The 25,819-nt window shown below is 63.3% G+C and carries 33 protein-coding genes, 1 tRNA gene and 2 pseudogenes; 11 read left to right on the top strand and 25 right to left on the bottom strand.

Annotated elements, in window-relative coordinates; translation table 11 throughout:
* Positions 1-226: 226 nt before the first annotated feature.
* The 11 genes and pseudogenes from L2Y96_RS04590 to L2Y96_RS04555 form a co-directional block, all read right to left on the bottom strand.
* A complete protein-coding gene (locus tag L2Y96_RS04590; RefSeq protein ID WP_247333007.1) occupies positions 227-781 on the bottom strand; it encodes an NYN domain-containing protein in 555 nt (184 codons plus the stop codon).
* A gap of 274 nt (positions 782-1,055) precedes the next feature.
* On the bottom strand, positions 1,056-1,814 hold the full coding sequence (locus tag L2Y96_RS04585) for an alpha/beta hydrolase (RefSeq protein WP_247333005.1): 759 nt from the start codon (positions 1,812-1,814) through the stop codon (positions 1,056-1,058).
* A 108-nt stretch (positions 1,815-1,922) separates the two neighbouring features.
* Positions 1,923-2,660, bottom strand: a complete 738-nt coding sequence (locus L2Y96_RS04580) for an HNH endonuclease (protein WP_247333003.1) — start codon at positions 2,658-2,660, stop codon at positions 1,923-1,925.
* Positions 2,661-3,012: 352 nt separating this feature from the next.
* Entirely contained in the window at positions 3,013-3,318 is a 306-nt protein-coding gene (locus L2Y96_RS04575; protein ID WP_247333001.1) for a phage major capsid family protein, read from the bottom strand.
* A 67-nt stretch (positions 3,319-3,385) separates the two neighbouring features.
* Positions 3,386-3,703, bottom strand: a pseudogene (locus L2Y96_RS23035) (tyrosine-type recombinase/integrase); the annotation flags it as partial.
* A 57-nt stretch (positions 3,704-3,760) separates the two neighbouring features.
* Positions 3,761-4,018, bottom strand: a complete 258-nt coding sequence (locus tag L2Y96_RS23030) for a tyrosine-type recombinase/integrase (protein WP_425492537.1) — start codon at positions 4,016-4,018, stop codon at positions 3,761-3,763.
* 96 nt (positions 4,019-4,114) lie between these two features.
* A complete protein-coding gene (locus tag L2Y96_RS23025; RefSeq protein ID WP_425492536.1) occupies positions 4,115-4,405 on the bottom strand; it encodes an Arm DNA-binding domain-containing protein in 291 nt (96 codons plus the stop codon).
* 185 nt (positions 4,406-4,590) lie between these two features.
* Positions 4,591-4,666 (bottom strand) — tRNA-Thr (locus L2Y96_RS04570).
* Between the two features lie 16 nt (positions 4,667-4,682).
* The gene (locus tag L2Y96_RS04565) at positions 4,683-5,507 is read right to left on the bottom strand and encodes an SPOR domain-containing protein (protein WP_247332999.1); all 825 of its coding nucleotides are present in this window, start codon (positions 5,505-5,507) and stop codon (positions 4,683-4,685) included.
* Between the two features lie 65 nt (positions 5,508-5,572).
* Positions 5,573-6,331, bottom strand: coding sequence for a type III pantothenate kinase (locus L2Y96_RS04560; RefSeq protein WP_247332997.1), 759 nt, complete (start codon positions 6,329-6,331; stop codon positions 5,573-5,575).
* The gene (locus tag L2Y96_RS04555; protein WP_247332996.1) at positions 6,328-7,308 is read right to left on the bottom strand and encodes a biotin--[acetyl-CoA-carboxylase] ligase; all 981 of its coding nucleotides are present in this window, start codon (positions 7,306-7,308) and stop codon (positions 6,328-6,330) included. The genes L2Y96_RS04560 and L2Y96_RS04555 overlap by 4 nt, the downstream gene beginning before the upstream one ends.
* Before the next feature lie 202 nt (positions 7,309-7,510).
* Between L2Y96_RS04555 and L2Y96_RS04550 the strand changes: the two genes are divergently transcribed.
* Entirely contained in the window at positions 7,511-7,864 is a 354-nt protein-coding gene (locus tag L2Y96_RS04550; RefSeq protein ID WP_247332994.1) for a hypothetical protein, read from the top strand.
* Between the two features lie 80 nt (positions 7,865-7,944).
* Positions 7,945-8,634, top strand: coding sequence for a M90 family metallopeptidase (locus L2Y96_RS04545; RefSeq protein WP_247332992.1), 690 nt, complete (start codon positions 7,945-7,947; stop codon positions 8,632-8,634).
* Here the strand turns inward: L2Y96_RS04545 and L2Y96_RS04540 are convergent.
* From L2Y96_RS04540 to dusA, 4 genes are all read right to left on the bottom strand, one after another.
* Entirely contained in the window at positions 8,631-10,019 is a 1,389-nt protein-coding gene (locus tag L2Y96_RS04540; RefSeq protein ID WP_247332990.1) for an ATP-binding protein, read from the bottom strand. The two genes, L2Y96_RS04545 and L2Y96_RS04540, sit on opposite strands and share 4 nt — an antisense overlap.
* Positions 10,020-10,076: 57 nt before the next feature.
* A complete protein-coding gene (locus tag L2Y96_RS04535) occupies positions 10,077-10,769 on the bottom strand; it encodes a response regulator transcription factor (RefSeq protein WP_036115892.1) in 693 nt (230 codons plus the stop codon).
* Positions 10,769-11,056 (bottom strand): PepSY domain-containing protein, encoded by a 288-nt coding sequence (locus tag L2Y96_RS04530; protein ID WP_247332988.1) that lies wholly within the window; start codon positions 11,054-11,056, stop codon positions 10,769-10,771. Before L2Y96_RS04530 ends, L2Y96_RS04535 begins: the two co-directional genes overlap by 1 nt.
* A gap of 68 nt (positions 11,057-11,124) precedes the next feature.
* Positions 11,125-12,060: a tRNA dihydrouridine(20/20a) synthase DusA gene (gene dusA, locus L2Y96_RS04525; RefSeq protein WP_247332987.1), complete on the bottom strand. Its 936-nt coding sequence runs from the start codon at positions 12,058-12,060 to the stop codon at positions 11,125-11,127.
* 179 nt (positions 12,061-12,239) lie between these two features.
* On the opposite strand from dusA, the gene L2Y96_RS04520 reads away from it, so the two are divergent.
* Positions 12,240-12,596: a hypothetical protein gene (locus tag L2Y96_RS04520; protein WP_247332985.1), complete on the top strand. Its 357-nt coding sequence runs from the start codon at positions 12,240-12,242 to the stop codon at positions 12,594-12,596.
* A gap of 36 nt (positions 12,597-12,632) precedes the next feature.
* On the opposite strand, the gene L2Y96_RS04515 is transcribed toward L2Y96_RS04520, so the two are convergent.
* The 4 genes from L2Y96_RS04515 to L2Y96_RS04500 all read right to left on the bottom strand — a co-directional run bounded on the left by L2Y96_RS04515 (position 12,633) and on the right by L2Y96_RS04500 (position 14,453).
* Positions 12,633-13,145 (bottom strand): hypothetical protein, encoded by a 513-nt coding sequence (locus tag L2Y96_RS04515; RefSeq protein ID WP_247332983.1) that lies wholly within the window; start codon positions 13,143-13,145, stop codon positions 12,633-12,635.
* Positions 13,146-13,274: 129 nt separating this feature from the next.
* On the bottom strand, positions 13,275-13,610 hold the full coding sequence (locus L2Y96_RS04510; protein ID WP_247332982.1) for a hypothetical protein: 336 nt from the start codon (positions 13,608-13,610) through the stop codon (positions 13,275-13,277).
* A gap of 103 nt (positions 13,611-13,713) precedes the next feature.
* Positions 13,714-13,950 carry a hypothetical protein gene (locus L2Y96_RS04505; protein ID WP_247332980.1) on the bottom strand — a complete coding sequence of 79 codons (237 nt, stop codon included), beginning with the start codon at positions 13,948-13,950 and terminating at the stop codon, positions 13,714-13,716.
* 116 nt (positions 13,951-14,066) lie between these two features.
* Positions 14,067-14,453: a VOC family protein gene (locus L2Y96_RS04500; RefSeq protein ID WP_247332978.1), complete on the bottom strand. Its 387-nt coding sequence runs from the start codon at positions 14,451-14,453 to the stop codon at positions 14,067-14,069.
* A gap of 148 nt (positions 14,454-14,601) precedes the next feature.
* On the opposite strand from L2Y96_RS04500, the gene L2Y96_RS04495 reads away from it, so the two are divergent.
* Positions 14,602-15,630, top strand: coding sequence for a thioredoxin family protein (locus tag L2Y96_RS04495; RefSeq protein ID WP_247332976.1), 1,029 nt, complete (start codon positions 14,602-14,604; stop codon positions 15,628-15,630).
* Here L2Y96_RS04495 and L2Y96_RS04490 read toward each other — a convergent pair.
* The 3 genes from L2Y96_RS04490 to L2Y96_RS04480 form a co-directional block, all read right to left on the bottom strand.
* Positions 15,617-16,909 (bottom strand): type II toxin-antitoxin system HipA family toxin, encoded by a 1,293-nt coding sequence (locus L2Y96_RS04490; protein ID WP_247332975.1) that lies wholly within the window; start codon positions 16,907-16,909, stop codon positions 15,617-15,619. The two genes, L2Y96_RS04495 and L2Y96_RS04490, sit on opposite strands and share 14 nt — an antisense overlap.
* Positions 16,909-17,271: a helix-turn-helix domain-containing protein gene (locus L2Y96_RS04485; RefSeq protein WP_247332973.1), complete on the bottom strand. Its 363-nt coding sequence runs from the start codon at positions 17,269-17,271 to the stop codon at positions 16,909-16,911. The genes L2Y96_RS04490 and L2Y96_RS04485 overlap by 1 nt, the downstream gene beginning before the upstream one ends.
* Before the next feature lie 111 nt (positions 17,272-17,382).
* A complete protein-coding gene (locus tag L2Y96_RS04480; RefSeq protein ID WP_247332971.1) occupies positions 17,383-18,285 on the bottom strand; it encodes a LysR family transcriptional regulator ArgP in 903 nt (300 codons plus the stop codon).
* A 101-nt stretch (positions 18,286-18,386) separates the two neighbouring features.
* Between L2Y96_RS04480 and L2Y96_RS04475 the strand changes: the two genes are divergently transcribed.
* The 4 genes from L2Y96_RS04475 to L2Y96_RS04460 are packed head-to-tail and all read left to right on the top strand — an operon-like array spanning position 18,387 to position 21,895.
* The gene (locus L2Y96_RS04475; RefSeq protein WP_247332970.1) at positions 18,387-19,004 is read left to right on the top strand and encodes a LysE/ArgO family amino acid transporter; all 618 of its coding nucleotides are present in this window, start codon (positions 18,387-18,389) and stop codon (positions 19,002-19,004) included.
* 53 nt (positions 19,005-19,057) lie between these two features.
* Positions 19,058-20,125 (top strand): alpha/beta fold hydrolase, encoded by a 1,068-nt coding sequence (locus L2Y96_RS04470; protein WP_247332968.1) that lies wholly within the window; start codon positions 19,058-19,060, stop codon positions 20,123-20,125.
* Positions 20,126-20,137: 12 nt separating this feature from the next.
* Complete coding sequence (locus tag L2Y96_RS04465) at positions 20,138-20,761, top strand: FMN-binding negative transcriptional regulator (protein WP_247332967.1); 624 nt, start codon at positions 20,138-20,140, stop codon at positions 20,759-20,761.
* Positions 20,762-20,815: 54 nt separating this feature from the next.
* A complete protein-coding gene (locus L2Y96_RS04460; protein ID WP_247332966.1) occupies positions 20,816-21,895 on the top strand; it encodes a serine hydrolase domain-containing protein in 1,080 nt (359 codons plus the stop codon).
* A 159-nt stretch (positions 21,896-22,054) separates the two neighbouring features.
* Here L2Y96_RS04460 and L2Y96_RS04455 read toward each other — a convergent pair.
* Both L2Y96_RS04455 and L2Y96_RS04450 read right to left on the bottom strand, forming a co-directional pair.
* Positions 22,055-22,447: pseudogene (locus L2Y96_RS04455) on the bottom strand (DUF1801 domain-containing protein); the annotation flags it as partial.
* 16 nt (positions 22,448-22,463) lie between these two features.
* On the bottom strand, positions 22,464-22,838 hold the full coding sequence (locus L2Y96_RS04450) for a VOC family protein (RefSeq protein ID WP_247332956.1): 375 nt from the start codon (positions 22,836-22,838) through the stop codon (positions 22,464-22,466).
* 70 nt (positions 22,839-22,908) lie between these two features.
* Between L2Y96_RS04450 and L2Y96_RS04445 the strand changes: the two genes are divergently transcribed.
* The 3 genes from L2Y96_RS04445 (at position 22,909) to L2Y96_RS04435 (ending at position 24,898) form a co-directional block, all read left to right on the top strand.
* Positions 22,909-23,352 carry a hypothetical protein gene (locus tag L2Y96_RS04445; RefSeq protein ID WP_247332954.1) on the top strand — a complete coding sequence of 148 codons (444 nt, stop codon included), beginning with the start codon at positions 22,909-22,911 and terminating at the stop codon, positions 23,350-23,352.
* A gap of 88 nt (positions 23,353-23,440) precedes the next feature.
* Positions 23,441-24,250, top strand: a complete 810-nt coding sequence (locus L2Y96_RS04440) for a plasmid replication/partition related protein (RefSeq protein ID WP_247332944.1) — start codon at positions 23,441-23,443, stop codon at positions 24,248-24,250.
* A 108-nt stretch (positions 24,251-24,358) separates the two neighbouring features.
* A complete protein-coding gene (locus L2Y96_RS04435; protein WP_247332942.1) occupies positions 24,359-24,898 on the top strand; it encodes a hypothetical protein in 540 nt (179 codons plus the stop codon).
* A gap of 18 nt (positions 24,899-24,916) precedes the next feature.
* On the opposite strand, the gene L2Y96_RS04430 is transcribed toward L2Y96_RS04435, so the two are convergent.
* Positions 24,917-25,750 (bottom strand): methyltransferase domain-containing protein, encoded by an 834-nt coding sequence (locus tag L2Y96_RS04430; protein ID WP_247332933.1) that lies wholly within the window; start codon positions 25,748-25,750, stop codon positions 24,917-24,919.
* Between the last annotated feature and the right edge of the window lie 69 nt (positions 25,751-25,819).

The raw sequence follows: 25,819 nt of genomic DNA, 5'->3' as shown, positions 1-25,819 counted from the left end.
AGCAACACCCCTCAATGACAGGTAAAGCCTGGGATCACCGCGATACCCATGAAGGCGTCGTAAGCGCGCTGCAAGCGCGGCGGCCCCAGGGTCTGTCACCTTTCTTCTTGGTCAACCGCAGATTCATCAGTCTTCTCAACACACGTGCTGTATATACGCGAAGGAAACGAAGCAGCAACCTCTTGAGGTTCCTCAAGCAACGGCATCGACCAAAGAGCGGGCCGATTCACTCCGTAATCGCCCGTTCGCCCGAAGTGCCACCCTCAGACCGCGATGGGATCACAAGCCCAATGCGAACACCCGGAAAATCTTCACGAATCATCCGAAGCGCAGGCGAGAGGTCCGAGTCGTTCGACACAAGAATGATCTGATCGACCAGGCCCAGCGCGACATCTCGATACATAGAAACGGCAAGACTCACATCCGTTTCCTTCTCTTCAAGGCGCCATGTAGCCACTCGCTTATCAGCCCTAGGCGGCCTGCAGAAGCGCATCGCCCTGAACTTCACAGCCGTATATCTGCCAAGTGTCACATGCACATCCGGCTGCGCATCCAGCGCTCGCAAATAGGCCAGCTGAGCAGCTTCGGATTTGGTTCCATGCGGACTGAATTTAGGCATTACTCGCGACGTGAAGTAACGAGTACCTAGAAGCGTCGACGCCGGGTCCTGCACACGCAAGATACCTCGAAGAAGCTCGCCAAGATCAAGCCACTTGAATAACGAACCACGCAAGCATCCATAGAACAGGTTGTAGCCATCAACATACGCAAACGTCCTCAAGCCCTGACCTCCATGTCGGGAACGTACAAATGAAAACACCGGCGCGATGGCCGGTGTTTTCGCCCTGAGCGCGGTTGCGAACTTAATCGTCCGAGCAAAGGGTGAGTCGTGGGGCGGACGTTAGTGTTGCCAGCGCGCACTGTCAACCGGTGTTGTCACGAATTTGCGGCCGAGCCGCACCCTGCCATTGTCTTAGCTACCCAAGTCGTCAAGAGGAGCACATCGCCAAGTGCTTCCATCGGGTCGCGCTGATACGAACTTTCGTACCACTGATCTACTCTCGCAGCGCCGCACACATCTGCTCGCTCGAAAGCATCGTGTTGTGGCCAGCATCAACGTGCAGCCAGGCCGTGGGCGCTTGCGGCAACGCGCGCACCAGTTGCTCCGTGCGAGCTGCCGGAATCTCTTCATCATGGTTCGCCTGAAGGATCAGCGTAGGCACACCGCTCAGCTGCCGTGCGGCCGCTTCGCTATCGAACGCATCACGCATGATCAGGCTTACCGGCAACCCGCCCATCGTGTCGTTCGCGACACGCGTTAGCTTGTCGTACGGCGTCACCAACCAGAGTCGATCGGGCTTGCGTGCCACAGCCACCTGCGTCGCCACGCCCGTGCCAATACTGATGCCAAGGATCCCGACACGCGCGTGCTTCTTCCGCGCCTCATCGACCAGCGCGATGCCGTCCGCGACGAAATCGCGTTCGTGTGGCTTGCCCATCTGACCCTCGTAGCCGCGATAAGGCATGAGGTAAATCGCGCGGCTGGAGCAGGCAGCAAGATGCGGTGCGTAGCGGGAGAGGCTCATGGCATTGCCACCGAACACGATAAGGGCATCCTCAGCTTCCGGGTGGATCACCCAGCCGCGCATCACGCCATCGGGCCGCTCAACACGAAGATCGCCAAAGGGCATGGTCGCCTGGGCGCCGGGATACAGGAGCTGGTCCTGCGCGACGTAGAGCGAAACGCCCGCGAGCGAAACGGTGAGGCCGAGAAAGGCCAAAAGCAGCACGAACCAGCGAACCGCGCGTTTCATATCACCCCTCCCTGACACGAAAAAAGCCCGCATCACTGCGGGCTTTTTTCGTTGTTTGGTGCCGGCACCCGGCACCGAAAAGCAAACCTAACTGCATGACCAATATAATTAAAGACCACCAAAAAGCCTCCCCGTACCGACCTGTGTACCCCTTCCAAGTTGAAGGCCGATTTTGCAGTAGCTAGCTACGCATTGAGTCATGTTCAAGATACCGCCGTCTGGCCGATAGACCGTAAGATGATCCCGACTTCCTTCTAGTCGCCACTTTTTCACGAGCATGTTCATCTGCTCAACTTCAATCCCACCCCCCGCCACAAATCGCAGGCTTAGGGCAATCTCCCTCGCAGCCGAACGAATGGTCAGACGGTCAGCCACTAGCTCAACGTCCCAGTGCTTCATCGATGGCCGCCACTCATTTCGGTCAATTGTGAGCGCTAATCGGCCTTGATCGTCGTAGAACGTAGCGGATATTTGGTGCGGTGCGCCAGGTTGTTCGGGCGGGTCAATCCGCATGAGCGGTTGATCTTCGACCTGGACGGGAATGGGGGTGTTGTGGGTAGTCAGGCCGGCAAAAACGATGTAGGGATGTGCCTCGCCCGGGTCGAGCGTCTCAAAAGAGAAACCTTCTCTCTTGCAAAATGGATCTGCCGACGCACGAGCGATGCGATCTTTTGACCAAAGCTTGCGAGTAACTTTACCGTGGCAAGACGGGCACAGCGTTGCCATACAGTCTGGGTCATGTCGTTGCGCCTCAGCGTAGGTCGGCTCAATGTGTTCATATTCGTAAACACTTGACCCGCAGACAACGCAGCCGAAGCCACATCGTTGTCTGATCGCACGCTTCACATCCGCGGGAATCGACCTGCGTAATCCGAATCTATTCAATTGCGCCACTCCCCTGTATCCGTTGGCAGGCAAGGGCTTTAGATTATTTGGCCGTATGGCATTAATCAAAGAGAGGATTTTTTCTCTCCATGAGAGGACGGTCGGCTTCCAAGTCGAGGGCCCAAGGATTGCCCCCCTCCCCTCCCACGAGAAAGCCCCGAGGGGCGATCCCTCGGAGCTTGGGTTGCTCGGTCACCACGCCACTCTCCGCCCGTGGCGGCCCCCTACGCGGGGTTGGCACTGCTCGAGCTGACGTGGTTGTTGCGGACACTCACGCCTTGTCCGTGCCCACCGGCGAACGCGGGCCGCTCGATTAACCGCCAGCCTCGATCGTGCCCAGGCTGAACTTGTGCACTGCGTTCATATCCAGCACCTCGAGGCCGGCGCGCAGCTCGCCCAGCAGCGCCACGAGGTTGCGTACGAAGTAGTCGGCATGCGAGTCGGACGCCACCACGCTCGTCTGCTCGCGGTCGAGCACGGTGGTGAACGACGTATCGATGGTCAGCGCCGAGCCAGGCGACACGCTCGGCGTGGTGACGATGGACGTGTTCCACAGCGCGGGCGGCACGGGCACGGTCGGCGACCCGAACACGTATTCCTCGTCGTCTTCGCTCCACATTCGCCAGCTGCCATTCGATGACACCGGGCGGCCAGCCGAGCTCGTTCAACCTGGTGCTGGCCAGTGCGCGGAAGCCGTGCCCAGTCATCACCTCCTTGTCGTATCCCAGGTTGCGCAGTGCAGCGTTGACGGTGTTCTCACTCATGAAGGCTGAGGCGCCGCGAATGCTGGGGAACAGGTATCGCCCCGGGCGCATATCCGAAGGACCTGTGACTAGACGTAGATCGGCCAAGGCGACGAGCGCCTGTCGAGACAGCGGCACGATGTGCTCGGCTTTCATCTTCATCTTGGCGGCGGGTATCCGCCACTCGCCGGCAGCGACGTCGATCTCCGCCCATTCGGCGCTGCGAAGCTCACCCGGGCGAACGAACGTAAGTGCCGCCAACTGCAGGGCTGCGCGCGTGATCGGGCTACCCTTGTAGGTGTCGAGGTGGTGCAGCAGCTACGCCACCTGGGCAGGATCCGTCACGGCTGATCGGCTCCGCGTCACCAGCGGGGCCAGCGCGCCGCGAAGGTCACTTGCCGGGTTTGTGGTGGCTAGGCCCGACGCAATCGCGTAACGGTACACTTGGCTGACCCGTTGTATGAGCCGGTGAGCGGTCTCGATCGTGCCCCGCTCTTCTACCTTGCGGACAGCGGCGAGGACGACTGCCGGCGTCACCTCGGTTAGCGGAAGCTTGCCGAACCGAGGGAACGCCAACTCGCGAAGGCGTCCATTTGGCCTTCTCGAACGTCGATGCGGCCAGTGCCGGCAGCTGCTGCTCGAGCCAGGCAAGCGCGACGGACTCAAATGTGGTCAGGCTGACCAGCTGGGCACGCGCCCGCGATGCCTGACGCCCCCCCCCCCGGGATCACGACCATCCCGCATTTGTCGCCGGGCCTCCTGGTGACGCGTGCGGACTTCCGCAGCGGTGACCTCGGGGAACCGACCATAGCTGAGCGATTTCTCCTTACCGGCGATGCGGTACCTGTGGACCCAGCGCATCGACCCATCTGGTCGAACGAGGAGGTACAGCGCGTTGCCATCGGCCACACGATACGGCTTCTCGCACGGCTTAGGCGCCTTGATGGCGACCTGGGTAAGCATGGGTACTCCGGTGTGCGTACTGGGCGAGCAAATTGGGCACCGAATGGGTGAGTACCCACTCCATTACCCAATACTGCTCCGCGCTGCCATGCTATGACGTGTTAGGTCAGGACACAAAAAAGCCCGCTGCGAAGCGGGCTTTAGGGTATTTCTGCGTCATCATGCGACGGTATGAAATGAGGCTCTGGTGCCGGCACCCGGATTCGAACTGGGGACCTACCGCTTACAAGGCGGTTGCTCTACCAACTGAGCTATGCCGGCGAAGGCGGGGAGTTTATCAGAAGCAGCCCGTGGGTCGAGCCGTAGCGCCCGGGGTGCGAACGGCGCGCCGGATCTCGCTGTTGGCGTCGTCCGGGACCACAACGTCCAGCCACCAGACCGGTGTGGTTTCGGTGCGCTCGCTCATGCGCGCAGGGAAGCCGGCAGCGATGACTTCATCGCGGCGCTTACGCGCATTGGCCGGGTCGTGGAACAGGCCGAGTGCCACGGAGTTCTGCAGCTCGCCCTGCGCGCTGACCACGAAATAATCCTTGATGCCCTTGGCTTCCAGGCGCTTGGCCTGGGCCAGTGCCTGTTCACGCGTCTCCTGCGCAGGGAGAAAGACGCGCCAGCCATGGGATTCGGTCGTCTGCTCCTGACGCTGGCGGCTACGCACGGTATGTGCGGCCAGCGCGGCGCGGGTGTTACGGAGATCCACCTGGGTGGGAAAGGGACCGACGGCAAGGCAGCGATAGCTGCGCTTGGCGGGTGGAAGCTCAGGTGCGGACGGCGGGGCTGCCTCCGCCACGGCCTTGGGAGGCGGTGATGCGGCGGCCGTCTCGGCGGGATGCTTAGCGGCAGCCGCCGGTTCCGCGGAGGCCAACGTCGTCTTCGGTGCCACGGCCGTGCTCGCCTGGGCCGGCTTTGCCGCCACGCCAACCGACGAGGGCACCGGCAGCGCAGCCGTTGTCGCGGCCACCGGCAGCTCGGTCAGCAGCTTCAGTTCCGGCACGCCCTTATCCGCCGCTTCCACTGCATGCGAGCCGCTTTCGCCAAGCAGCAGCCAGGCGGCCACCGCAATATTGAGGGCGATCAGCAGTACGAACAGCAAACGCAGCAGCATGGTGGCCTTGGCTCGTGAAGTGGGCCTGCGCGCGTTCCCCTGTAAGAACCGGCAGCGACTGGATTCTAGGGGATTTCGGCGGTCCCGGCGTACGTCCGGGCCCACACGGCGAGACCGCGCAGCACGGCGTCCGGCACGATGCTGACCTCGTGCTCAAGCAGGGGCGCCAGCAATTCGGCGTCGCCGCCGCCGAGGGTGATAGCCGGCGCGCCCCCCAGTTGCGGGGCAGCGCGGCGGACGAAACGATCCACCAGCGCGGCGCTGGCCTGCCAGCAGCCGGAGGCGAGACCATCGGCCGTGTTATCTGCCAGATCGCGGACGGCGCCCGCCTGGGTGGGGCGCACCTGCACGGTGGCACCCAACACGGATTGCTGCATCAGCAGGGGGCCCGGCGCGATCCAGCCACCAAGATGGCGGCCTTCGGCATCCAGGGCATCAAGCGTGAGGGCCGTACCGACACTGGCAAGCACGCACGGTGCCCTGCCCGCATCCCACGCATCGACAAGGGCGAGGAAACGATCGACACCCAGACGGCCGGGCTCGGCGTACGCGTTGCGCACGCCACAGGCCTCCGCCGGGGTGCGCACCCAAACGGGCTCGCAACCAAATGCCTTACCCGCGGCGACTGAAACCGCCGTCTCGCGGGCGCCGTCAACCACGGACGCACCCACGACCCGCTCAGGCCGCGGCCAGGTCGCCCACAGGGTGGCCAGTTCGTGCGCGATATCCGCATCCCATGCGAACGCACCCCGATGGGTGAACTCGGCGCCGTCGCACAGCGCAAATTTCAGACGGGTATTACCGAGGTCGAGCAGCAGGATCATGCGCCACTCCGGCGCACGGAGACTTCCGCGCTATCCACCGTGACCGCCTCGCCATCGGCGCGGCGCACACGAAGCGCGCCGCGTTCGTCCACGCCCTCGCCTGTCGCGAGGTATTCGCCGCGCGGATCGATAATCCGCAGCGGCTGGCCGTGCAGAAGATCACTGGCCGCATATTCCTTGGCGAATGCCGCGAAGCCCTGGCGTTCGAACAACCGCAAGCCTTCCGCGAGCTCGCCCACCACCGCCGCGGCGACCACGTTACGGTCCGGCGGCTGGCCACCGGAAAGCGCGGCGAGGTCGGTGATCGGCTGGCCGGCCCGCTCATGCAGGCTATCGGGGAGGCGGATGTTGAGACCCACCCCGATCACGGCCGCGCACGGGCCGGAATATTCGCCGGAAAGCTCGACCAGGATCCCCGCCAGTTTGGCATTGCCCGCCAGCACATCGTTGGGCCACTTCAGGCCTGCCGTGCGGATACCGACCTTATCGAGCGCACGCATCAGCATCACGCCAACCGCCAGCGACAAGCCGGACAAGGAAGCGAAACCGCTGTCGAAGCGCTTCAGCACCGACAGATAGAGGTTCATGCCCGGTGGCGAGAGCCACGTGCGGCCACGGCGACCGCGCCCGGCGGACTGGGTCTCGGCCAGCACAAACGACAGGTCGTCCAACACGGGATTGCGCCGCGCCAGCTCGCTAGAGGTCGAATCGATCTCCCAATGCACTTCGAGCATGCCGATATGCGGCACGATCTCGGGCGCACAGGTCGAGCGGATGGTCGGGCCATCGAGCAGTTGGGTCGGCCAGGGCAGGCGGTAACCGCCCCCCACCTTGGCTTCCACGGGCACGCCTTTCAGGCGCAGGGCTTCCATCTGTTTCCAGACAGCGGCGCGGGTGACGCCCGCCTGGCGGGCCAGGGAGGCACCGGACACGGCGTCGCCGCCGGCAAGGGCTTCGAGGAGGTCGCGTGCGAGCATGGCTACCGTCAGGCCGTCAGGCGGCCCCTGCCGGGGATGGGGGAAACGGGGACATGTGCTGATTCTAGGGCAGCCGGAAGGATTTCGCCCGGGTTCCTGCGCCACGATCTCGCGGGCCGACGAAACACACTGGCGCCCCCGTGAATTTTCTGCGAGGATCGGTCGTCCCCCCGTATCGTCTGGGGGTTTTTGGGGTTTACCGATGAACGCCAGACCATACATCCTCGGATGTCTGTGCCTCGTCGGTGCCACCGGCACCGCCGCCGCTTCCGACATCGCCCTGACCTCCGGCCTGTTTTCCATGGGCGGGGTTGCGTCGTCGTCGTTTGAAGGGTCCAGCGGCCGGTCCCAGGGCGGCAGTTCGCACGAAAGCAGCACCACTGGCGGCGATGTCATGTCCACCCGCCCCGGCAATTCGTCCAGCCGCTCCAGCGGCGGCTCGTCGGGCTCCTCGTCGCCGACGGTCGATGGCGACGATCCGAACCGCGAGGGCGCGGCACCCGTCCGTGCACCGGCACCGAGCTGGCAGTCGCTGCTCCCGGGGTCCATGCTCTGATTTTTCGCGGTTGGCCGTCGTTCCTGGCGCGGTTCCGTGCGCCCGTCCCGCCGATCGATGACGCTCGCTGGAAAGAAGCCGTGGCCCGCGTGCCACTTGCCCGCGCGCTCGATGCCCCACGGCTGCACTACCTGCGCCAGCTGGCCGCCCTGTTCCTGCATACCAAGCGCTTCCACGCGCTCAATGGCGCTGTGCTGGACGACTTCTGGATGCTGGTGATCGCCATGCAGGCCAGCCTTCCTGCGCTGCCCCGTGGCCCGAAAGCGTTCAAGGGCTGGACGAATGTCCTGGTGTACCCCGGCGAATTCAACGTCCGCCGCAGCCATTACGATGCGCACAGCGGCGTCGTGTCCGAGAGCGACGACACCCTCATCGGCGAAGCCTGGGACCGCGGTCCCATGGTGCTCTCGCTGGCTGATGTGAAGCTCGATGTGGAAGCGCCGTGGGATGGCTTCAACGTTGTCATCCACGAGATGGCACACAAGCTCGACATGCTTGCGGCACCCGCCAATGGCGTGCCGCCACTGCTTTCCGGCATGAACCGGCGTGAGTGGATCGCGACCATGCAGGCGGGCTTCGATCGCCTCGTGAAGCAAGCCGAACGTGGCCGGGAGACGGCGATCGATCCTTACGGTGCCGAGGCACCTGAAGAATATTTCGCGGTAACGAGCGAGCTCCACTTTTCACGACCTGCGCTATTGCGCCAGGCCGAACCGAAAGTGGCCGCGCTGCTCGATGCTTTCTACGGCCCCTCACCCGCCGCCGCTTAACCCGGCGGGATCGTCACGCTAAAGCGCGCGCCGCCGAGCTCCTCGGAATGGTCGACGTGCAAGGTGCCCTGGTAGGCCTTGATGATGTCCTGCACGATCGACAGGCCGATGCCATGGCCCTGCACGCGTTCGTCGCCACGCACGCCACGCTGCAGGATCTTTTCGATCTTCTCATCGGGAATGCCCGGGCCATCGTCTTCCACGATCAGCTCCAGGCCACTCCGGCCGTTCTTACCCTGGCGCTGCGCGCGCGCGGTAAGCAGCACACGGTGCGACGCCCACTTGAACGCGTTTTCCACCAGGTTACCCATGAGTTCAAGCAGGTCACCCTGCTCACCCGGAAACGCTACGCCATCTTCCAGCTCGAACTCGCACAACACGTTCTTCGCGGCGTAGACCTTCTCGAGGCTCTGCACGAGATCCTCGGCGTGGCCGGCAATCGGTTCCACCGAAGCGATGGTGCGGCGGCCCGAGGTCGCGGCACGCGAAAGCTGGTAAGCGACGATCTCGTCCATCTTGCGCACCTGGTCGAGGATATCGCCGCGCAGGTTGCTCGCGTCGCCACTGATTTCCAGCTGCGAGCGAATCACCGCCAGCGGCGTTTTCAGGCTGTGTGCGAGGTCGGCCAGGGTATCGCGGTAACGCGTGCGCTGTTCGCGCTCGCTATCGATAAAGCCATTGAGGCGCCGCGTCAGCACGGTGAGTTCCACCGGGTACGGACCATCGAGATGGTCCCGCGTGCCGCGTTCGATGTGGGCCAGGTCGCTGGATACGCGGCGCAGCGGCAGCAGGCTCCAGCGCAGCAGGAACAGCTGGAGCAGCATGAGCATCATGCCGAGCATGGCCAGCCACAGGAACTGCGTGCGGCGATAGGTGGCCACCTGGCGCTCGAACTGGTCTTCCGTCTGGGCGACGGCGAAGGTCAGCGGAACGCTGCGTTTCTCCGTGCTATCCAGCGATACGCCGTAGCTGAAAACGTACAGTTTGCCGCTGCGTGTCTCGACCGGCTCGAACGCTGTCTCGCCCGGCGACAACATTCGCACGAAATCGAAGTCGCGACCCAGGGCCGAGGATGATTCCCAGCGAAAGCCGTCGTTTCCGAGCACGATGGCATAGAGCCCCGAGCCTGGCCGCGAGAAGTCGGGATTGGGCTGGCTATCGGGCGTCGTGACCTTGCCCGCACGGGTGATGTCGGTGCCGGTGATGTACGCGATCGCGTAATTGTGCAGCCGGTCGTGCATGGCTGACAGCTCGGAAGCGTAGTTCGCCTTGTTCTGGGCAAGGCCGGTCAGGCCGAGGAACGCCGCCAGCGCAAAGCCGGTGGCGAGCGCCGCGCGCGCGGCCAGCGACAGGGGGCGGCGCTTGGTCGGGGCAGCGGTTTCCATGCTTCGTAACGATACCTTCGGGGCGGCGAGGCGTCGTGCCACGCCGCCACGATAGTCTTAGTCTTCGTCCGCTTCGTTGCGCGGGATCGCGAAACGGTAGCCACGGCCGCGCACGGTTTCGATCGGCTTGAGCGCGCTCTCTGGGTCGAGCTTACGGCGCAGCCGGCCGATGAACACTTCCAGCACGTTCGAATCGCGGTCGAAATCCTGCTGGTAGATGTGTTCGGTAAGGTCGGCCTTCGATACCAGCTCGCCGGCGTGGAGCATCAGGTACTCAAGCACCTTGTACTCGTAGCTGGTGAGGTCCACCTGGCGGCCTTCGACGGTAACCGTCTGAGCCGTGGTATCCAGCTTGATGGGACCACAGGCCAGCACCGGCTTGGACCAGCCGCTCGCGCGGCGGACCAGGGCATTGATGCGCGCCAACAGTTCCTCGACGTGGAACGGCTTCACCAGGTAGTCGTCGGCACCGTGCTTCAGGCCCTCAACCTTGTCCTGCCAGCTGCCGCGGGCGGTAAGGATAAGGATGGGGTAGCGCTGGCCGTGCTCACGCAGGGCCTTCACCAGGTCCATGCCGGAAAGCTTCGGCAGGCCCAGGTCGATAATGGCCAGGTCGAACGGGACCTCGCGGCCGAGATAGAGACCTTCTTCGCCATCCTGGGCGGCATCGACGGCGAAGCCATCACGCTTCAGGCGTGCGGCGAGGGTCTCGCGCAGCGGGGCCTCGTCCTCAACGAGCAGGATTCGCATTAATGTCTCTCCTTGGTATCCCCGGCGGTAGCGTCCAGGGGTTTGGCGGTTTCAGTTCGTAGGGGCACCACTTTCACGTGCCCGTCCAGGGTGAGGACCTTGACCCGGTATTCGGTGATGCGGCCGCGCTCAACAAGGCGGGTATCCGCTGAAAGCACCTTCCCCCCGGTATCCTTCTGCACCTTGGCCACCGCCTGTTCCAGCGTCATCGACTGCTGGGCCAGGGCGGCAAATGGCGCGCCGGCGCAGATGGCGGCGAAAATTAGCGGGCGGAACGTGATTTTCATGTCAGGCGCGGTGTCATGCGAGTCGGCCGATCATGCCGACCCCCTCCCCGCCCGAAGCTGAACGAAACTTAGGCCGCCCGGCGGAGGGGGGCCATGGCGGCTTCGATCAGGGCCCAATCGGCCCCCGGAAGGTGGGCACCCTCGCTCAGCTGGCGGCGGAAACCCCGCGCGCCGGCCTCGCCCTGGTACAGGCCGAGGATGTGCCGGGTGATGTGCTTCAGCGCCGTGCCTCGGGCCAGCTCGGCCTCGATATAGATACGCATCCGCTCCAGAACGTCGTTGCGATCGGCCAGAGGCGCGCCGTAAAGCGCGGTTTCCAGCTGAGCCAGGACGAACGGATCGTGGTAGGCGGCGCGGCCGAGCATCACCCCATCCACATGGGCCAGGTGCTCCTGGACCGCCTCGACCGTGGTGATACCGCCATTGATGACGATGGTGAGGTCGGGGAACTCCTGCTTCAGCCGGTAGACGCGGCTGTAGTCGAGCGGGGGGATCTCGCGGTTCTCCTTGGGGCTGAGGCCCTCGAGCCATGCCTTGCGGGCATGGACGATAAGGATCTTCACCCCGGCCTGCACCATCACCTGGGTGAAGTGCTGGAGGTCGGCGTATTCATCCTGGTTATCGACGCCGATGCGGCACTTCACCGTCACGGGCACGTCCACCACCTCGGCCATGGCGCGAACGCACTCCCCGACCAGCTCCGGCTCCCGCATCAGGCAGGCGCCGAATTTGCCTGACTGGACGCGATCCGAGGGGCAGCCCACGTTGAGGTTGATCTCGTCGTAACCCGCCTGGGCACCCAGGATGGCCGCCTTGGCCAATTCCGCCGGATCGCTACCGCCCAGCTGGAGGGCCACCGGATGCTCCTCGTGGCTGTGCTCCAGCAGCCGCACCTGCCCACCCCGCACCAGCGCGGCACTGGTCACCATCTCGGTATACAGGCGCGCATGCGGCGACAGCAGACGATGGAAGTACCGGCAATGCCGGTCCGTCCAATCCATCATGGGGGCTACGGTGAGGCGAAAGGCTGAGGGGTCAATGGGTTGCATCGGGGTATTTTAGCAACCCCGGTGAGGGCGCGCTTGTCCGTCGCTCCCCCCAATGGCAGCCGCATCATTTTGCGAGCACACTCATGAGACGGCCGCAACGGTAGCGGCCGGCCGTCCAATCGCAAGGGAGAGTCATGGTGCGCACATTGATCGTTGCAGGACTGCTTTGCCTGGGGCTTCCCACCCTCGTATCCGCTGGGGAACCCGTCACCCGTACCTCGCCGACCACCAGCTTCAGCACAACACGCAGCCCCGACGCGTTTGTCGCGTGCCTGCTGCCCGTGGTCCAGAAGACGTACCCACAGAGCAGCGCCGCCGCGAAAGGCGACGACCGCGAGATGCACGTAGTGGATTCGTCCACGCCCGGCAACCTGGCGGAGATTGATGTCCGAAACGATGGACGCCTGAGGTCCCTGGTGCTCATTCGGACAGAGTCGCCGCAAGCGGCGACCGGCCGTCGCCTCATTACCGCAGCCCGCCAGTGCAGCTAGCCGTCCGTTGAATTCGTTCAAGGCGCGGGGCGACTGCTAGTACTCGACCTGAATTCGTGCAGGTAGGCGCGCCTTCAGCTGGTTGAAGCAATCCCGGAAGCCCGGGATCTGGTTTGAGAACGCTACGCGACGCCCGCCTTCCTCATAAACCCTGACCACCGATGATCGCGTACCAAGGAAATACGTGACGCGCACAATGTCTTTGAACTCCACCGCTTTAAGCCTGTAGGCACCCACTTTGACGGAGACGTCGCTGATCACGACGCGATAGAGACTGGTGTAATTCAGCATGACGGCGAAAACGCATGCGAATACCGCAATCTCGATGTTCGACCCGAGCGGGTGTCGAATTTTTGGCGTTGCGGTGGCAAGGAGGATGCCTGGCACCGATGAAAAAACCAGGAGTGTGACGACGGTGCTTTTTGCGTAGCCAAAGACACTACGGCCGTCGATAGGAAGCCTTTGTATGTTGCGCTGGATGAACCGAAGAATCAGGTACATGCCTGCGGCCGCACCAAGGTAGACAAGCAGGCTGATCACACTGATCACCACAACATCTCCTCCCTCATCCTACGCATGGTCATGTTCAGTGCGCCAGCCAGGCAGCGGCAGCCACGACGCCCACTGCCAGTGTCCCCAGCGACGCAACGATCATTCGACTCAGAGCCGGACACTGGTTCACCGGCTATGCAGGTGCTTTAACTCCAAAGTCGCCAACTCAAACCACTGGTAGAAAACATCACCGTACGCCTCATCGTCGCACTCAGCCGACGCGAGGGCATTCAGTGCCTCTAGGTGATTATCTGCTGCGAACGCGGCAAGCTTTTCCAAAGCCTCCGGATACAACTCGGTCATCGGGAAAAGGGTTCCAGAGTTGCGCACGGAATAGTCAACCACCCACATGGCATAGATGGCCACTTCAATAGTTGACAGGCCATCGAGTCCAACGTTGGCCTTCTTTTGAATGACGTAGTCACCCACCTCTATTAGCCAGTCTTCCATATCATCAGTCATGCGGCATGTCCTGGCGAATCTTCGGCGACAGCAACAACTATCGTAACCTTCGGCATCCCATATTTCCGACTTGCCCCACTCCCGCCAAGCCAAACCTCCTTTTTCATTGTTCGAGTCCCCGGCCCATCATCCGCACCAGTGGCTTCGCCACGAAGATCACCAGAAGGCCGAAGACCATATAGCCAACATTGCCGATCACCGTGTGCAGGGGATAGTGCTGGACTTCGACACCCAGGGCAGTTTCGACCAGATAGACACTCCATACAAAGACGAAGAACAACGTCCAGAGTGCACCAATAAGCCGAAGAATCAGTGCGGCGATTCGCTGATGGTTTGTCATGGGCCTACTCGACGCTTTGACATGGCGGGGTCCGCAGCGACGGGCTTCACGACCTTGCCATCGGCATCTGAACGCTGATCTGATTGAGCGCCGAACATGAACTCCTCCCTGTTTGATTATCCGCCTGCGGGCGGTTCCCAAAGCTCCACCTTGTTCCCCTCGGCGTCGATCACCCAGGCGAACTTGCCGAACTCGGATTCGTCGATCTTCTCGAGGACGTTGCAACCCTCTTCGCGCAGGGCCTTCACCAGGGCGTGCACATCGGCCACCCGGTAATTGACCATGAAGTTGGCGGTGCCCGGGTCGTAGGGGCCTTCATCCAGCGAGCCGATGAACCAGGCCGTGGTCCCCCCGACGGGGTTGCCGTCGTCATCCTTCCAATCGAATGTCGCGCCACCCCAAGACTGCACATCGACACCCAGGTGGGTCTTGTACCAGGCCTGCAGTGCCTTGGGGTCTTTCGCCTTGAAGAAAATACCGCCAATACCGGTGACACGCTTCATGGGACAACCTCCGGCGGGAAGGATGGGAGGTGCAAGCGTAGCGCAAGGCGGCGGCGTTTCGGTGACCACCGATACCTAGGTGCAATCGATGCAGGTTGCCAGGACTGAGATCCTACCCGACGCCCCAGAAGAAACCCGGAGCCCGGTCATGAAACACCTCCCTTCGCTTGCATTGCTGGCCGGCCTCGCGGCCATGGCTGTGCATGGGCACGCCCGTGCGGGTGCGGCTCCCCCGTTCGACGGGGCAACGGGTTGGCTCAATGCCCAGCCCGTTGCCAGCGCAGACCTGCGCGGGAAAGTGGTCGTGGTGAATTTCTGGACGTACTCCTGCATTAACTCACTCCGCCAGGTGCCCTATGTACGCGCCTGGGCGGAGAAGTACCGGAAACAGGGACTGGTCGTCATCGGCGTGCACTCCCCGGAATTCGGCTTCGAGCGCGACCCAGCCAACATCCGTCGTGCGCTGGCTCGCTATACGGTGAATTATCCCGTCGCTATCGATAGCGACCACAAGGTATGGGACGCCTTTAACAACGAGTACTGGCCTGCCCTCTACTTCATCGACGCCGCCGGCAAGGTGCGCCACGTGGAGTTCGGCGAAGGAAATTACGATAAGTCAGAGCTTGTGATCCGCAAGCTGCTCGAGGAAGCGGGAAATGCGCCGAGCGATGGGCCACTTGTCGATCCCACAGGCGTCGGCGCCGAGGCCCCGGCGGACGTGGACGACGAACACTCGCCGGAAACCTACACGGGATACGCCCGCACCGAGCGCTTCGCGTCACCCGGCGGTGTGGTCCGGGACCAGGCCCATCGCTACGAAGCGCCAGCCCGTCTGGGGCTGAACGACTGGGCGCTCAGTGGCGGCTGGTCGATCGCGCGCGAGGCCGCCACCTCGACCGAGGCCAGCGGGAAGATCCGCTACACGTTCCACTCGCGCGACCTGCATCTGGTTCTCGGCCCGGCGAACCCGGGGAAGCCGATACGCTTTCGCGTCACGATCGACGGCAAGCCGCCCGGCGCTGCCCATGGAGTGGACACCGACGCGAACGGCATCGGCAGGCTCGACGAGCCGCGCATGTACCAGCTGATCCGCCAGACGCCGCCCATTGGCGATCACGTGTTCCAGATCGAATTCCTCGATCAGGGTGCGCAGGCGTACTCATTTACGTTTGGCTGAGCGCGGCGCCGATCAACATTTTGGCGCAGGTTGCTGACGATGCCGCAATCTCGTCGACCATTCTGTCGACAACTGGGTGATGCATATCGTCCTGCGCGACAGCTTGTGCGACCTGTGATGCGAGATCAGGCAATCCTTCAGCAACACCTTCCAATATTGCTCGGCACTCCTCCTCATCGACACCCATGAGGTCAGCCTGGTTGATCCAGTCGGCGAGGCGTATGTCGTGCCAACGGTAGGCAGAGCCAATTTTCATCGCGAGCTTCATCTTTCGGCGATTGATCGTCGGGTAAGGAAGCGAGCTTGAAATGTCATAGAGCGGTGCCAGTCGCGCGGTTTGTTGCGCACCCAGGAGCAACGAGTAATTCTTGGCGTGCGCATCGGATCCCCCAATGAGCCAGTTGAACACCAGGGCAGAGAAGAACGCGAGCCGGTCTTCGTCTTGCTCCACGGAATAATTCCGGAGAAGGTGGTCGATATCCTGAGGCGAGGGGCCTCCTTCGTTTTGATATTTTGCCTCGGGCCTTACGCCGAGCGCCTGGCACATATCTTCCTGATGCAGGCGCTGCCACCGGCCGCCGACGAAGTTGCGGTCATACCGTTCAACGCATATGGCTAACTCATCTTCAGCGCGCAGGATGCTGGAACGGCACGTACGAAAGCCCACGGCAGTAGCAAGCTGGAGACAGAAATGTTCGTTTTGGGCATAGCCCAGGTAGGCACCCGTGGGAGGCTTGAGAATATGCGTCGTTGGGATTCGTCCCGAGGGGATACCCCACTGCCCATCCTGACCGAGCAGCGCCATTTTCGGCTGGGCGCCTGGCAGGCTGAACTGGCCCTGGTCGGTGCTGCGACGCATGGCACCGGCATCATCACGCAAGAGGCGTAGACGCTCGGCCAGTTCAGATTCAGTCAACCAATGAATACCGTCCTGACGACCTTCCAGCACGGCGTCGAGACGCGCGGTCGGGATGAACTGGACCGCTCCGGCGCAGTCTTCGCCGACATGTGACAGCAACGCCACCGCATTGCGCGGGGAAACATGGAACTGCCTGCCCCACGATTGCAGCACGCGCTCGTTATCAGGCAAGAGGCCCCAGATAACAGCCTCGACGGTACGCCACGCGTGTTCTCGTGAGGCAAGTGGGAGGCTCAACGAAAGTGGGATCGCGTCATCACGCTGTCGCCATGCTTCGTCGTACGCGAAGTGAGCATGCCCTTCGCGGTCCGTCGAAAGATGGCCGACGGTGGAATCGCGCAGCAAAACGACGAGCGCCATTATTTGTCCTTACGGCGGGCGACCGCCAAGCGCTTTAGGATCGGCAAAGGCGAATCACCCTGGGTCTCCCCCGCGGCATCGAACCTACGTACGATCTCGTTTGCGGTAGCCAGAGGCTCGGCATCTTTGCGGCTAGCGAGGTTTGGCGCCCGCGTCCCCTCGACCATGACCGTAAGCCCGACGGCATGAAGCGCTCGCATGACGAGCTCCAACTCAGCGCGCGGCTTACCCTTCTCAATATCAATGACCCACTGGCGGGAAACGCCGATCCGCCGGGCGAGCGTCGCTTGATCCCATTTAAGGGCGCGACGGCCGCTGCGCAAAGCTAGACCAAGGTCCGAAGGGGTGCGGACGGCAGGCATGGGAATCCTATGTCAACGATCGGCGACATTACTAGAATGTCACTGTTCGCTGACATTGTCCATATGTCTCCGAACGCCAACATATTTAAAATGTCAACGAACATTGACATATTACGTCGAATGAGCGAGCAGGCGACCAGCTACCTCGACAAACGAGGCGCCAATCCGCTGCAGCGTGCTGGACCGGACCGCCGCACACTGCCAGTAAAGCGGGACATCCAGCGTCCGGTGCTTGTCCACAATGACGACCTCGCCCGCCTGCAGCGCAGGCTGGAACAACGAGTCGGTCGCCAGACACCAGCCGAGCCCACGCGCCGCCGCTTCGACGAAGCCCGTTGACGTGGGTAGATAGTGAATAGGCGGCGCAAGTTGCGCCCTGGTCACGCGACGCACGTAGCGCCACTGCAGCTCGTCCTTTCGGTTAAACACGATCATGGGAGCCGTCGCAAGCGATTCTGCGTCCATCCCCTCTCGAAAGTGCTTTCGCGCAAAGCTGGGCGAGGCAATCGCGTGGTAGCGCATACGCCCCAGCGGATAGACGTTACAGCCCTGCAACGGCTTGCGCTCGGACGTGATGGCACCGAGCACGCTGCCTTGCCGCAGGTGATCCAACGTATGGTCCTGGTCATCGACGCGCACGTCGAAGAAGTATCCGTACCGGTCGTGTAGGGCGGCCAGCGCCGTGAGCACCCACGTATGCAGCGAATCGTCGTTCACTGCGATTGCGATGGGCCGTGATACAGATTCGCGAGCCTCCTCCGGCAGGAAATCCACCATCGCTTCAGCTTCCAGCGCCTGCATGGGGCGCAGGCGAAGCAGCAGGCGCTCACCAGCCGCCGTGGGCTTGCACGGGGCCTGCCGCACGACCAGCACCTGGCCAAGGCGGTCTTCCAGCGCCTTGATTCTCTGAGAGACCGCCGAGGGGGTAACGGCCAGCCGGCGTGCTGCCGCCTCGAAGGTACCTTCTTCGATGATGGCGGCGAAGGCCGAAAGCTGGGGGTGCAGGAGATCCATGACCCGAGGTTAGCAAAGCTAACGTGGCGTAAGGATCTTTAGTTTGTCTAATGCCATGCCATCCCCCACCATTTGGCCATCCGTTTCCTGGAAGCACCTTCATGTACCTCACCACCGCTCTCGCCGGCTTCCTGGCCAGCGCCGGACTCATCATGGCCATCGGCGCCCAGAACGCCTTTGTCCTGCGCCAGGGCCTGCAACGCTCGCACGTCGGTGTCATCGTGGCGATCTGTGCCACCAGCGACCTGTTGCTCATCCTGCTTGGCGTCGCCGGTATCGGTGCACTCGTGGAGCGTGCGCCATGGCTACTCCAGGGCCTGCGCTTCGGCGGCGCAGCCTTTCTTGCCGTCTATGCACTCATGGCCGCCCAGCGCGCCTGGCGCGGTGGCGGTGGCATGGCCCCGGACGGGAGCAGCCAGCCGGCCTGGTACAAGGCCGCCCTCGCCTGCCTCGCCTTTACCTTTCTCAATCCACACGTCTACCTCGACACCATGATCCTGCTCGGCAGCCTGTCGACGGGCTATCCCGGCGCGCTGCGCTGGGTCTTCGCGGCCGGGGCCTGCGCGGCGAGCATCACCTGGTTCCTCGCCCTCGGTTACGGCGCACGGCTGCTGACGCCCGTGTTCCGCAACCCCACCGCGTGGCGAGTCATGGATGCGGCAGTCGCCCTTTTCATGCTGTTGCTCTGTGTCGTCCTGCTCGTTCGCCCACTGCACTGAGATTCGGCTACATTCCAGCATCCGCGGCCCCATGGCCGCCCGGGGGGAACGGGATGAAGAAAGCAGCGATGCTGGGGGCACTGTGCATTGCCCTTGCGAACGTGGCACCCATGGCACACGCCAATAGCGACGTGCCGCTTGCGGCCGCGTGCAAAGGCAAACCCGGCAAGGTCGACAGTGCGGAATTCATACGTATCGGCGGCATCGAGCAGTGGGTCACCGCCAAAGGCGACAGTTGCGCCAACCCCGTCGTCCTCTTCATCAGCGGGGGCCCCGGCAATCCGCTCAGCCCGCTTTCCGATGCGATGTACGGCGCGTGGTCGAAAGACTTCATCGTCGTCCAGTGGGACCAGCGCGGCGCGGGTATGACCTACGGCCGCAGCCCGCCGGCAGAGGGCGAAACGCTCACCATCGAGAAGATGGCGCAGGATGGTAACGAGCTGGCCGAATACCTTGCCCACCGATACGGCAAGCCCAAGGTCATCCTGTGGGGTAGCTCATGGGGCTCGATCCTCGGCGTCTACATGGCGAAGGCCCGTCCGGATCTCTTCTACGCGTATGTCGGCACATCGCAAGTAGTGAACTCACTGGAGAACCAGGCCGAGAGCTACAAGCAGCTCATGGCCCTGGCATTGGCGGCGCACGACCAGCCTTCGCTGGATGTGCTTAAGCAAGTGGGCACGCCGCCGTGGACGGACCCGCGTAGCTTCGGCAAGGTGCGCCGCGTCATCCGCGCGTACGAGGCCAAGGTCACCACGCCGCCCCCCGCACACTGGACGATCGCGCCGGAATACGCGACGCCGAAGGCGCAGGAGGATTACACGAACGGTGAGGACTATTCCTTCATCAACTTCGTGGGCCTGCATGGCGATGGCATGCTGGCCCACGCGAACCTGCCGGCACTCGGCACCGAATTCGCCATCCCGGTCTTCCTGATCGAGGGCAAGCACGATCTCCTTGCGACCACCGATGTGGCGCGACGCTATTACGATCAGATCAAAGCACCGGAAAAAGGCTGGGTGCTGGTCGAACACGCGGGCCACGACCCGAACCAGGATGTCGTGGATGCGGAATACAAGGTACTGCGTGAGCGCGTCCTGCCACTCACCCGGAAAAACTAGGTAGAACGACTGATGTACACGCCGCCGCTTTTCGTCGAGACCCAGGCCAGCGAACTGACAACCCTGCTGCGCGCGAATCCACTGGGCATTCTCGTCACCCATGCCGGTGGCGGGCTCGATGCCAACCACATCCCGTTCCTCATCGATGAGGAGCGGGGCCCTGCCGGGATGCTCGTCGCCCATGTGGCGCGAGCGAATCCGGTCTGGCAGAAGGTGGTCGAAGGCGACGACGTGCTCGTCATTTTCCGCGGCGCCAACGGCTATGTCTCGCCGAACTGGTACCCCAGCAAGCAAGTGACGCATCGGCACGTGCCCACGTGGAACTACGAGGTCGTCCACGCGCACGGCCGCATCCGGGTGATCGACGACGAAAAGTACGTGCGTGGCGTGGTTGCCCGGCTTACCCGCGAGCACGAAGCACGGTTGCCCGAGCCCTGGAAGATGACCGACGCGCCTGCGGATTACCTGGCGGAAGAGCTGGCCCATATCGTCGGCATCGAGGTGGAGATCACCCGGCTCGAAGGGAAGCGAAAGCTGAGCCAGAACCGCACGGCGGAAGATTTCGAGGGCGCGGTGCGCGGGGTAGAGGGGAGCGGAAACCCTGCCCTGGCCGAGGCGATGCGGCGGACGCGTTAAACCTTTAGCCACCGCCATGCGTCGAAGCCGGACTTCATTGCGTGTGGGGCGGCCATGCTTAAGCGATTCCTCTTCCGATGCCTCGGCGTGGGGCTGCTGTGCCTCACGGGCAGCGCGACGGCGGAGGAATGTACTGCCTGCGCCCATGCCGCCCAAACCTTCGCGTCAGCCGAACATTTCAACGGCGTGGTACTGGTCGGCCGGGGAGGCGCCCCTGATTACGCCGAAGCCTTCGGCGTCGCTGACGTAACGCGGCGAACGCCGCTGACAACAGCCACCCGTTTCGACACGGGGTCGATCAGCAAGTGGATCGCCGCCATCGTCGTGATGCGCCTCGTCCAGCAGGGCGAGCTCTCGCTCGATGAGCCTATTACCACCTACCTGCCGGACTACCGCCACGACACCGGCAGCAAGCTTACCCTGCGCCTACTCATAAGCCACTCGAGCGGCGTACCCAACCAGATCGATGAAGCCATCAAACGCGATCCGAGTACACGGAACGAGTCCCTCGACAACACGACGGCGGTGAAGCGGTATGCCAGTGGCGACCTGCGTTTCGAGCCGGGCAGCGAGTGGGATTACTCCCACTCCAACTGGCTGATCGTCAAAGCCATCACCGAGAAGGTCTCGCAGCGCACCTATGCGCAGCTCGTCGAGGATTTCATCGTGAAGCCGCTCGGTCTGCACGACACCGGAACATGGACCGGGCCGTCGTTGAGCGTGCCTGGCATGGCCATCGGCTATAGCCTGCTATCGCCACCCACGCCGATCGAAAAGGCATCGCCCGATTTCATGATCATGGCCGGCGGGTTCTACACGAGCGCCAACGACATGCTGCAGCTGCTAGATGGGTTGTTCGGTGGCAAGGTACTGACGCCACCCACGCTGGCCACCCTACTGAAGGTTGAGCGGCCAGCTCAGAACTATGCCCTGGGTGGCCGCACGCGCGTGATGGAAATCGCCGGGAAGAAACGGACGGTGGCATGGGAGTACGGTTCCAATGGCGCGTTCCGCGTACTGGCCTGGCGTGTTGTTAATGACGGGCACACCGTGATCATCATGAACAACACGAGTTTCGATCATATGAAGATCGGGGCGTTGGCTACGCAGTTGTTGGAGGCTTCGTATCCTTGATCGCGCGCAAGCGCGCTCCTACAGGGGCGCTTTTCGCGTGGATTTTGCCGTGACCTTCTTCGTGGCCGCCTTCTTCGCGGCCGTTTTCCTGGGGGCCACTTTCTTTGACGCAGCATTCTTCACGGTCGCCTTTGTCGACGCGGCCTTTTTAGCTGCCGGCCTCTTCGTCGCGTTGAGTGCTGCCGCGGCTTTGATGAGCGCTTTGAACTTCGTCGCGTCAACCTTCTCGCCTTCGAAGATATCCAGCGCACGGCGCGCGTTGCCATCGAGGCTGGAGTTGAAGAGCTTGCCCGGGTCCGGTAACGATGCGCCCTTGGCGAACGTGAGCTTCACCTTGTCCTTGTAGCTTTCGCCGGTACAGAGGATGCCGCCGTGCTCCCATACCGGCGTGCCCATCCACTTCCACGTCTCGATCACATCCGGCAGCGCCTCGTGGATGAGCTTGCGCATGCGCGCCAGCGTTTCGCCGCGCCAGTCATCGAGACTCTCGATGCGCGCGTCGATAAGGACCGAGGGATCGACCGCTACTGCTGTGCCGTTTGTCGCTTTCATACCTGGCTTCCGTGGCTTAGTGGGGTGAACCAATGTTCGTGCCGATGCGCCAGAGCACACCGGACGGATCCGCGATAACGAAGTCCCGGATCGCCCAGGGCCGATCGGCCGGTGGATCCGCACGGACGCCGTACTTCGCGACGAGACCCGACTCCACGACATGCTGCCACCACGCATCCACGTCGGCCACCAGCATGTGCATCATGAAGTTTTCGGCGTGCTCCTTCACGTAGAAGGCTTGCAGCAGGAAGGCGCATTCACCCGCCTTCAGGTAGGCCATGTCATCGGATGAGAAGCCCACCTCAAATCCAAGATCGATGTAGAACGCCTTGGACAATCCAAAGTCCCGGGCAGGGACAAATGCCTTGATCTCGACGGTTTCCATGTTCATCCGAACGGCTTCCTCGAAAAAGGGAGCGGGGCTGCTACCATCCGGCAACTCCGCACAGGGAAGCGTAGCGATGGCAGTGACCGCTGAACAGCCCATGGTTCGCAAACGGCGCCCATGGATCGTACATACGGTATGGGCCCTCGTGGCCCTCGGCTGCCTGGCCGGTGGTGTAGCCCTTGGATTTCGCTGGTGTGGCCAAGCGTTGGCCGGACTCACTTCGACGAACCGTCAAAGCGCGAGCTTCGCACGCATTCGGATCACACTTGCCGCCATTGAAAGCGACGACCCCGTGAAGCTTCGGCATGCGAACGCCGTCCTTCTCTATGAAGCTGTCGACACCCTCGGTTATCTGCCCCGATACACTGAGTGTCGACCGTCGGACCGCGGGCAATTGGCGCATGCCATCGCATGGCTCGATAGCCACCCGGTCGGTTATGGGGATACGTTCAAGGACCTGCGCAAGATGGCAGCGACGTTCTGCGACAAGCCGCCATCTGAGGTCAACCTTCCCTGACATATCAAGGTTTCCGGCCGTGGTCGCTGCACATGAGACCCGCAGGCACTAGAATGCGCGGCCGCCCGTCCGCTACTGCGTCCAGTCCATGCATATCGTTGTCAACGAAGACCTCAAGGCCTATATCGACCCCCTCACCCCGGATGAGCACGAGGCGCTGGAGCGCAGCCTGCTGACCGAGGGTTGCCGCGATGCGCTGGTGCTGTGGGGCGATACGCTGGTGGACGGGCACAACCGCTACGGCATCTGCAAGAAGCACGATATCCCGTTCAACACGGTGCAGAACGAGCGTTTCCAGTCCATGGACGACGTGCACCTGTGGATGATCGAGCAGCACCTGGGCCGGCGCAGCGTCTCGGATTTCCAGCGCGGCGTGCTCGCCCTGCGCAAGCGCGAGATCCTCTCGGCCCGCCGGGCCGGCGAGGAGCCGGCCAAGGACGAGAACGACCTGCCGTTCGACGCCGAAGGCTCGGCCCCGGCCAAGCCCAAGGCCCCGCGCCCGAACCCGAACGAAAGCCGCAAGGAAATCGCCCGCGAAGCCCGGATCAGCGCCAACCAGGTGGGCATGATCGAAAAGATCCGCAAGGAAGCCGCTCCCGAGGTGGTCGCCGCGGTGAAATCCGGCACCCTCTCCATCAGCGCGGGTGCGGCCGTGGCCTCCCTGCCCGAGGACGAGCAGCGCGCCGCTGCCACCGCAGGCGACCAGGAACTCAAGGACGCCGCCAAGCGGGTGCGTGAATCCAAGCGCAAGCCGCGCGAGAAGCCCTCGGGCGACGTCGTGGCCCTGCGCGAGCAGGTCGCCGAGCTGGAAGCCGAGAACCGCAACCTGCGCCGCGAGATCGACGCCCTGCGCGCCCGCCTGGGCGAGCCGCCGCTCAGCGAGCCCGAAGAGGGCTGAGCGCGGCCCGGGGGCGTCCCAGGGAACTCCACCCTGAACGTGCGATCCAAGCCCGGTACACCCGACGCTCCCCAAAAGCGTTAAATGGCACGTCCCCCGGAGCGCTCCATGAAGTCCTTCCTCGCCTTTACCGCCCTTTCCCTGCTTGCCGGCGCCGCCATGGCGCAGGATGCCGGCAAGCCGCTCAACCTCAACCTGCCCGCGAATTACGTGCCGGCCCCCGCCAGCACGGCCCCGGCGCCCGCCAAGGCCGCTGACGTGGCCGACAGTGGCTCGAAGAACGGCACCACCTCGATGAACCACGCAGGGCCAGCGCCAGCCCCCGCTGCCGCAAACGGCAAGGAAAGCGTCGCCGTCACCCCGTCCCGCGCCAAGGACCCGCCGGGTACCTACTACGGCGACACCAGCGGTCAGATCGCGGGCGCGGATGTCGAGGACGATGGCCCGCATTGCGACGACGCTACCTACAACCAACCGCAGGTGCACGGCAGCGTGACCACCGGCGTGGTCAGCGCCAGCCACGGTGGCAGTGGTAGCTACCAGGGCGGCGCCGTGAGCCTTTCGCAGGCGTTTGGCAGCTGTGAGCATCCGACCGGGGGCGTGAGCATTTCGGTGGGTGGTGCTACGGGGCGGTTCCACGGGCGGTGATCGCGCGCAAGCGCGCTCCTACACGGAGTTGAAGATCACGATGCGGTCCGCCGCTTCGGGCTCGGCACCGTCGGCCTGAAGCCATGGCTGGCGGGCGAAGGTGCGGGTGCACGGGCCGAGGGCCACGACGCGTATCGGCCTTTGCCTGGCTTCCGCCTCGATGCGGGCGACCACATCGCGCAGGACGGTACCGATGAAGGGTGTGAACAGGTAAAAGACGTTCGCCGTGGCGTAGTCGGCCTCGCGGGCATCACCGCAGGCGAAGGCCACGTCATGCAGCCCAAGCGATTCGGCGGCGGCCACTGCGCTGGATACATACGCCGGCTCCCGTTCCACTCCCGACACACGGGCATCGCTCAGTATCCGGACGAGGAGCGGCACGTGCCCAAGCCCCGAACCGAGATCCAGCACATGGTCATTCGCCGACAACGCCGTGCGGCGCACCGCATCAACGATGTGCCGCGCGGGCGTGGGCTGGTAGAAAACCATATCGGTCGGCGGCCGCGGATCGTCGGGCATGGGCTCTTCGATACCGAGCACGCCCGCCAGTAGCGCATCCAGCGCATCGTAGTGCGCACCCACCGGCTCGCCGATCTCCAGCCACGGCGCCAGCACGGTTCTCCCCTGTCCCGATCGAATCGCAGCCCGCATCGAAGCAAACAAGGCGTCGTCGGCCGCCGCCATGGCCTCGAACAGCGCGTCGGCCCGCTGCCGTTGCCGCGCATCGGCCATCGTCAACGCCAGCAAATCGAGCCGGTCGGCCGCATCAGCGCGCCAGCGAAACGCGCCGGGCTCACGCCAGGAAGCCTCGGTTTCCAGAAAATCGAGAAAGTCGGAAGTGACGTCGGTCATGGCCGCCATGGTAATGGGCGTTTGCGTTGACGCGGTTCTCACGCTGGCCGCGTCTTCCTTGAGCGGCCG

Source organism: Luteibacter aegosomaticola (genome assembly GCF_023078475.1).
Lineage (GTDB): Bacteria > Pseudomonadota > Gammaproteobacteria > Xanthomonadales > Rhodanobacteraceae > Luteibacter > Luteibacter aegosomaticola.
This window is presented reverse-complemented; position numbering and strand designations above follow the sequence as displayed.